Source organism: Marinomonas sp. ATLA20 (assembly GCF_057180105.1).
Window position 1 is genome coordinate 1 of sequence record NZ_JBXUKU010000038.1, and the last position, 570, is coordinate 570.

At 42.5% G+C, this 570-nt stretch carries 1 protein-coding gene and 1 pseudogene; both read right to left on the bottom strand.

The genetic code is table 11. The annotated features are described in order from the left end of the window. Window positions 1–185: pseudogene (locus tag AC2A4J_RS20330) on the bottom strand (hypothetical protein); the annotation flags it as partial. A 27-nt stretch (window positions 186–212) separates the two neighbouring features. Next, on the bottom strand, window positions 213–570 hold a 358-nt coding region (locus AC2A4J_RS20335; protein ID WP_484177294.1), incomplete at its 5' end, for an aldehyde dehydrogenase family protein.

Below are 570 nucleotides of genomic sequence, written 5' to 3' on the forward strand. Positions count from 1 at the left end.
ATTACTGGATCTACAACGTCCGCCAGGTAAATACCAGGGTCTGTTACAAGCAATACCTTTGAAACACCGTATGCTTTTACTTCTTCCCCAACATGTTTCACTGCACCGATGCCATGTTTGATGACAGTCGGAATTTCAAATGTATGGAATTTCTGCATGCTTTCAATTTTCATATTTAATGTCATATAGAATCTCCTCCAAATGTGTGATTTTTATTGAAACCATCGAACCGTTTCAGGTTTTGTATTACGATATACATGCTTCAGCTCTGTATATTCCTCGAGCCCGGTGCGACCTAATTCACGTCCTAGACCTGATTGCTTATATCCACCCCAAGGTGCTTGAGCGAAATAAGGATGGAAATCATTGATCCAAACTGTGCCTAATCTTAATTGACGAGCAACTCTTTCGGCCTTGCTGATATCAGTGGACCACACGGCTCCTGCTAATCCATAAATCGTATCGTTTGCCAGTTCAATTACTTCTTCCTCTGTACGGAAGGATTCAACTGTCAATACTGGGCCAAAGACTTCTTCTTGGACAATCCGCATCTCTGACGTGCAGCCTGAG